The organism is Modestobacter marinus, assembly GCF_019799945.1.
Classification (GTDB): Bacteria; Actinomycetota; Actinomycetes; order Mycobacteriales; family Geodermatophilaceae; genus Modestobacter; species Modestobacter marinus_B.
Genome location: NZ_JABGCH010000034.1, coordinates 38,831 through 45,226, shown reverse-complemented (window position 1 = coordinate 45,226; position 6,396 = coordinate 38,831). Strand labels below are relative to the sequence as shown.

At 73.3% G+C, this 6,396-nt stretch carries 7 protein-coding genes; 6 read left to right on the top strand and 1 reads right to left on the bottom strand.

The genetic code is table 11. From position 1 onward, the window contains the following. Positions 1-754 (bottom strand): cytochrome c oxidase subunit I (locus HK417_RS21115; protein ID WP_439957937.1); only part of this gene is annotated, 754 nt, incomplete at its 3' end. A 233-nt stretch (positions 755-987) separates the two neighbouring features. On the opposite strand from HK417_RS21115, the gene HK417_RS21110 reads away from it, so the two are divergent. The 6 genes from HK417_RS21110 to HK417_RS21085 all read left to right on the top strand — a co-directional run bounded on the left by HK417_RS21110 (position 988) and on the right by HK417_RS21085 (position 6,365). Then, positions 988-1,518 carry a hypothetical protein gene (locus HK417_RS21110; RefSeq protein ID WP_222271178.1) on the top strand — a complete coding sequence of 177 codons (531 nt, stop codon included), beginning with the start codon at positions 988-990 and terminating at the stop codon, positions 1,516-1,518. After that, positions 1,519-2,271, top strand: coding sequence for a GAF and ANTAR domain-containing protein (locus tag HK417_RS21105; protein WP_222271168.1), 753 nt, complete (start codon positions 1,519-1,521; stop codon positions 2,269-2,271). It abuts the gene before it with no gap. Positions 2,272-2,369: 98 nt separating this feature from the next. Beyond that, complete coding sequence (locus HK417_RS21100) at positions 2,370-4,019, top strand: carbamoyltransferase family protein (RefSeq protein WP_222271166.1); 1,650 nt, start codon at positions 2,370-2,372, stop codon at positions 4,017-4,019. Positions 4,020-4,138: 119 nt separating this feature from the next. Next, positions 4,139-4,621 carry a DUF4383 domain-containing protein gene (locus tag HK417_RS21095; protein ID WP_222271157.1) on the top strand — a complete coding sequence of 161 codons (483 nt, stop codon included), beginning with the start codon at positions 4,139-4,141 and terminating at the stop codon, positions 4,619-4,621. Positions 4,622-4,740: 119 nt separating this feature from the next. After that, positions 4,741-5,952 (top strand): acyl-CoA dehydrogenase family protein, encoded by a 1,212-nt coding sequence (locus HK417_RS21090; RefSeq protein WP_222271155.1) that lies wholly within the window; start codon positions 4,741-4,743, stop codon positions 5,950-5,952. 38 nt (positions 5,953-5,990) lie between these two features. After that, a complete protein-coding gene (locus HK417_RS21085; RefSeq protein WP_222271153.1) occupies positions 5,991-6,365 on the top strand; it encodes a DUF1801 domain-containing protein in 375 nt (124 codons plus the stop codon). Positions 6,366-6,396: the final 31 nt, after the last annotated feature.

Below are 6,396 nucleotides of genomic sequence, written 5' to 3'. Positions count from 1 at the left end.
GCGCGATGATGTAGACCTCGGGGTGCCCGAAGAACCAGAACAGGTGCTGCCACAGCATCGGCCCGCCGTTCGCGGCGGTGTACACCTGCGCGCCCAGGTGCCGGTCGGCCAGCAGCGCGAACAGCGCCGCGGTCAGGATCGGGAAGGCGAAGAGGACCAGCAGGCTGGTGGTCAGGGTGCCCCAGGTGAAGATCGACATCCGGAACATCGTCATGCCCGGGGCCCGCAGGCAGACGATGGTGGCGATGAAGTTGACCGCGCCCAGGATCGTGCCCAGGCCACTGACCGCCAGGCCGGCGATCCACAGGTCACCGCCGGAGCCGGGGCTGTGCGCGCCGGTGGACAGCGGGGTGTAGGCGTACCAGCCGAAGTCGGCCGCGCCGCCCGGGGTGAGGAACCCCGACACCGCGAGCGACGACCCGAAGAAGAACAGCCAGAAGGAGAAGGCGTTCAGCCGCGGGAAGGCGACGTCGGGAGATCCGATGTGCAGCGGCATGACCAGGTTGGCGAACGCGAAGAACAACGGCGTCGCGAAGAACAGCAGCATGATCGTGCCGTGCATCGTGACCAGCTGGTTGTACTGCTCGGGGGAGAGGAACTGCAGCTCCGGGCGGGCCAGCTCGCCGCGCATCAGCAGCGCCATCAGTCCGCCGAGGAAGAACCAGATGAACGCCGTGAACGTGTACATCAGCCCGATCACCTTGTGATCGGTGGTCCGCAGCAGGGGGAGCAGCCGCGACCCCTTCTCCGCCACGTGCGCAGGACTGGGCTGACTGACGATACGTGACGGTGCGATGGTCACGGGCTCTCCCGGTGTCGCCCGGCTCCCCACCTCTGGGGCTGAGCACAGGATGCACCCAGCCCACCGGGAACGGCCAGGGGAGGGCTCCCCTCCTCCTCATGGGCGACCGCTCGCGGCACACTGAGGACACCGCCGAGACCGCGGCGGACGTCGACCGGACGACCGGTACGGCTCGGGGAGTTGCCATGGACCCGACGAGCGACCCGACGTCGGGCTGCGTGCCCTCGGCGGAGGTGCAGTGCGCCGCCACCCGCGCGGCGTTCGAGCGCAGCGGCCTGTCCCCCGGCCAGCTGTGGACCCGGTACCTGGCCCTCGGCGGCATCGCCGGTGAGGGAGAGGTGGGCGCCTACCTGCTCGGCCTGACCCGGCTGCCGGCGGAGGAGCGGGACCTGGTCGCGCACGCGGTCAACGAGCGCCTGGACGAGCTCGCGCCGCCACGCGCGCCGTACTCGCGCAGCCTGGGCGACGTGCCGGGCAGCGGTGGCCCGCTGTCCGCGCTGCTGGGTGTGGTGGCGGCCGCGCACCGGACGCCGGATCCCGGGCCGGAGCCGCTGTCCCGGACGATGACCAGCATCTGCCCCGTGTGCGAGCGGGCCTTCTGCCAGCCCGCCGACAGCGGGCGGCGCCGGGTGTACGACTCCGAGGCCTGCCGGGCCAAGGCCTACCGCCGGCGCCGGACCGGCAGCCGTCCGGCCCCGGCCGGCACCCCGGCCTGAGTGCGGGCCGGTCCGGTGGCCGCCGACCAGCCCGCCGAGGTCGCCGAGGTCCGGTCGATCCGGTCGGGGTCCCGGGACGAGCACCCCGCCGGGACGCCTCCGCCCGGGCCGGACGCCGACCTCGCCTTCCGGGTGGTCACCGGCCTCGCGCAGGGCGGCATCCCGGCCGCCGCCGGCGCCGGGATCAGCCTGCTGCAGGCCACGGGCGGCAGGGCCACGTGCGCCGCCACCACCCCGCTGGTCACCGCCGCCGACGAACTGCAGTACCGGCTGGACGAGGGTCCGTGCCAGAGCGCCTGGCGCGACGGGGAGGTCGTCCGGGTGCCCGACGTCCGGTCCGACCGGCGCTGGCCGAGCTGGGCTGCGGCGGCCGCGGACCTGGGGATCGGCGCCGCGCTCAGCGTCCCGCTGGACGACGGCGGGGCGGGCCTGGGGTCGCTGACGGTGTACGCCGGGGAACCAGGTGCCTTCGACGACCGGGACGAGCAGTGGCTGCGCCTGCTCGCGCACGCCGCGACCGCCCTGGCCACCGCGCGGCTCCGGGAGGACGCCGACGAGCCGGGCGCGCGGTTGCGGGCCGCCCTCCGGGACCGGGACGTGATCAGCACCGCCAAGGGGGTGCTGATGGCCCGGCACGGCGTGGACGAGGAGACGGCGCTGCACCTGCTGCTGGAGACCTCCCGGGCGTCCGGCACGCGGCTGCGCGAGGTCGCGTCGGACGTCGTCCACGCCGCGGTGCGGCAGCGGTCCTGACCCCGGGCACCGGCCGCTCGACCTGCGGGATGCGCCGACTCCCGTGATCATGAAACCGGACCGGGCCGCAACGGAGCCCGGCCGGGAGGAGCGCGCGCGTGAAGGTCCTGGGCATCAACGCCATCTACCACGACCCGGCGGCCGCCCTGGTCATCGACGGCAAGGTCGTCGCCGCGGCCGAGGAGGAGCGGTTCAGCCGGCGCAAGCACGGCAAGCGCCCGCTGCCGTGGAGTGCCTGGGAGCTGCCGGAGCTGTCCGCCGCGTGGTGCCTGAAGACGGCGGGCATCCGTCCGGAGGAGCTGGACGCGGTCGCGTACTCCTTCGACCCCGCCCTCATGGGGACGCCGGAGGAGTCCGGCCTGTTCGACGACGGCGACGTGATGCGCAAGAAGTACGCCGAGATGGCCCCGGACTTCCTGGCCCACGCGCTGCCCGGGCTCGACCCGGCCAAGGTCCGGTTCGTCAAGCACCACGTGGCGCACGCGGCCTCCGCCGGGCTGGCCGCTCCGCAGCGGGACAACTCGGTGCTCGTGCTCGACGGCCGCGGGGAGGCGCACAGCCACCTCGCCGGCCGCTACGTCGACGGCCGGCTGGAGGTGCTCGCCGGCCAGGCGCTGCCGCACTCGCTCGGCCTGATGTACGAGGAGCTCACCGACCACCTGGGCTTCCTGCGCAGCTCCGACGAGTTCAAGGTCATGGCGATGGCCTCCTACGGGAAGCCGCGCTTCCTCGGCGAGCTGTCCGAGCTGATCCGGGCGACGGGGGACGGCGGTTTCGTCACCGAGCGGATCGACTTCACCGAGTTCGCCCCGCGGCTGGGCAAGGACGAGGCCTGGACCGAGGACCACGCCGACCTGGCCGCCAGCGTCCAGCAGCGGCTGGAGGAGGTACTGGTCGACCTGGCCCGCTGGGTGCACGATCAGACCGGCGACGAGGTCCTGACCCTCGCCGGCGGGACGGCGCTGAACTGCGTGGCGAACACCCGGATCCTCGCGGAGAGCCCGTTCGAGCAGGTCTGGGTGCAGCCCGCCGCCGGGGACGCCGGAACGGCGCTGGGCAGCGCGCTGCACGTGGCCGCCGAGCTCGGTGAGCGCACCGAGCCGATGCCCGGCGCCGCGCTCGGCCGGGGCTGGAGCGACGAGGAGATCGAGCGGTGGCTGCAGACCGCCGCGATCGACTACGAGCGACCGGACGACGTCGCCGAGGCCGTCGCCGAGGTGCTGGCCGACAACGGCATCGTCGCCTGGTTCCAGGGCCGCAGCGAGTACGGGCCGCGCGCGCTGGGCCACCGCTCCCTGCTCGCCCACCCCGGCTACGAGGCCAACCTCGAGCGGATGAACGACGTGAAGGGCCGCGAGCAGTTCCGGCCGGTGGCGCCGATGGTGCTGCTGGAGAAGGCGCCGGAGATCTTCAGCCGCGGCCCGATCCCCTCGCCCTACATGCTGTTCGTGCACGACGTGGCGCCGGAGTGGAAGGACCGCATCCCCACGGTCACCCACGTCGACGGGACGGCGCGGATCCAGACGATCGACCCGGAGACCGAGCCGCTGGTGCACCGCATGATCGCGGCGTTCGAGCGGCGCACCGGGCTGCCGGTGGTGGTGAACACCAGCCTGAACACCGCCGGCCGGCCGATGGTCGACGACCCGCGGGACGCGCTGGAGTGCTTCGGCTCGGCCCCGGTGGACCTGCTCGCGATCGGCCCGTTCGTCGTCCGCCGGCCGGTGCCGACCCGCCGTCCCGCCTGAGGTCACGATCCGGGAACGACGTCGCCGATCGGGTGCTGGGTTCCTCCCACTGGCCGGAAGCTGGGAGTGGCTGTGAGCCGCCGAGACCCGGCGGTGCTGCCACACACGGAGGACCACCCATGTCCACTGCAGATGCCCCCGGCACCGGCCGCCGGGGGATGACCTGGCCCCAGCAGGTCGCCCTCGCCCTCGGCGTCGTCTACGCGCTGATCGGCGTCGTCGGCTTCTTCATCACCGGCTTCGCCGACTTCTTCGGCAACCACACCGGTCCGACGATGTCGCACGGCGAGACGCTGCTCGGGTTCATGATCAACCCGATGCACAACGTCGTGCACCTCCTGATCGGCGTCGTCGGCATCGCCCTCTCCCGCACGCTGCGCGGTGCCCGCACCTACGGCCTGGTGCTGCTGGCGGGCTACGGCGCCGCGTTCGTCTACGGGCTGTTCGCCGTCGGTCAGGACTGGGACTTCCTGAACCTGAACTGGGCGGACAACATCCTGCACCTGGTGACGGCCGTCGTCGGCGCGGCCATCGCCTTCGGCCCGGTGCGCGACACACCGGTCGAGCGAGGGCGGGGCGTGCTGCACCGCACCCACCGTTGATGTCCGCGGGAGTTGCACTCCCGCACCCACCTCACCGCCCCGGCCACCCCGTGTCCGGGGCGGTGGTGCGTCCGCCCCCGTCCGCGGTGGGGGCCGCTCGCCCCGGATACGGTCCGGCCATGGACTTCACCCTCTCCGCCGAGGCCGAGGACGTCACTGGCCGGATGTGGGACTTCATGCGGGAGCGGGTGCTCCCCGCGGAGCCCGTCTACGAGCAGTGGCGTGCCGCGCGCGGCCACGACGACCACGCCCACCCCCCGGTCCTGGAGGAGCTCAAGGCCGAGGCCCGCCGGCGGGGGCTGTGGAACCTGTTCCACCACGAGCTCGGCGGGCTGACCAACCTCGAGTACGCCAGCGTTGCCGAGATCACCGGCTGGTCGCCGGTGATCGCCCCCGAGGTGATCAACTGCGGCGCCCCGGACACCGGCAACATGGAGACGCTGATGCTCTTCGGGACGCCGGAGCAGAAGGCGCGCTGGCTGGACCCGCTGCTGGAGGGGGAGATCCGCTCGGGGTTCGCGATGACCGAGCCCGACGTCGCCAGCTCCGACGCCCGCAACATCCAGACCTCGATCGTCCGGGACGGCGACGAGTACGTGGTCAACGGGCGGAAGTGGTGGACGACGGGCGCCGCCGACGAACGCTGCCAGGTCTTCATCGTCATGGGGAAGACCGACCCCGACGGCCCCGCGCACCGGCAGCAGTCGATGGTGCTGGTGCCCCGGGACACCCCGGGGCTGGAGATCGTCCGGCACCTGCCGGTGTTCGGTTACCAGGACCAGCACGGTCACTCGGAGCTGCGGTTCACCGACGTCCGGGTGCCGGCGACGAACCTGCTGGCCGGTGAGGGCGACGGCTTCATGATCGCCCAGGCCCGGCTCGGCCCCGGCCGGATCCACCACTGCATGCGCGCGATCGGCATGGCCGAGCGGGCGCTCGCGCTGATGGTCGAGCGGGCCAGGTCGCGGGTCGCGTTCGGCCGGCCGCTGGCCGAGCAGGGCACCGTGCGGGAGTCGATCGCGCGCTCGCGCATCGAGATCGACCAGGCCCGGCTGTACGTGCTGCAGACCGCGGACCTCATCGACCGGCACGGGGCCAAGGGAGCCCGCACCGAGATCGCGGCGATCAAGGTGGCCGCCCCGCAGGTGGCCTGCGACGTCATCGACCGCGCCATCCAGCTGCACGGGGGTGCCGGTGTCAGCGGCGACACGGTGCTCGCCCGGTTCTACGCCAGCGCCCGCACGCTGCGGATCGTCGACGGCCCCGACGCGGTGCACATCCGCTCGGTGGCCCGCGAGGAGCTGGCGCGCGAGCGGCCCTGGCCGGGATGAGCCTCCGTTCTGTCGGTGGGGAACGCGATGATCCGCGGGTGACCGTCCCGGACGACGTCGAGGCCCTACTGGCCGAGCACACCGACGAGGTCGCCGCGCTCACCCGCCGGGCCCGCGCGGTGCTCCTCGACGGCCACCCCAAGCTGCGGGAACGGGTCCGCCGCGGGTGGCACAGCATCAACTACGCGCATCCCCACGCCGGCTTCGTCTGCGCGCTCTTCCCGCTCGCCGGGCACGTGCAGCTGGTCTTCGAGCGGGGCGTCCTGCTGCCCGATCCGGAGCGCCGGCTGGTCGGCACCGGGCGCACCGTCCGCTCCCTTGAGCTGCACGACGCCGCGGACGCCGACCCCGACGTGCTGCTGGAGTTCCTCGACCAGGCGATCGCTCTGGGCCGCCGGCCCGCGCGGGCCTGACGAACGCACCTGGGCGGGCCCGGGTCCCGGG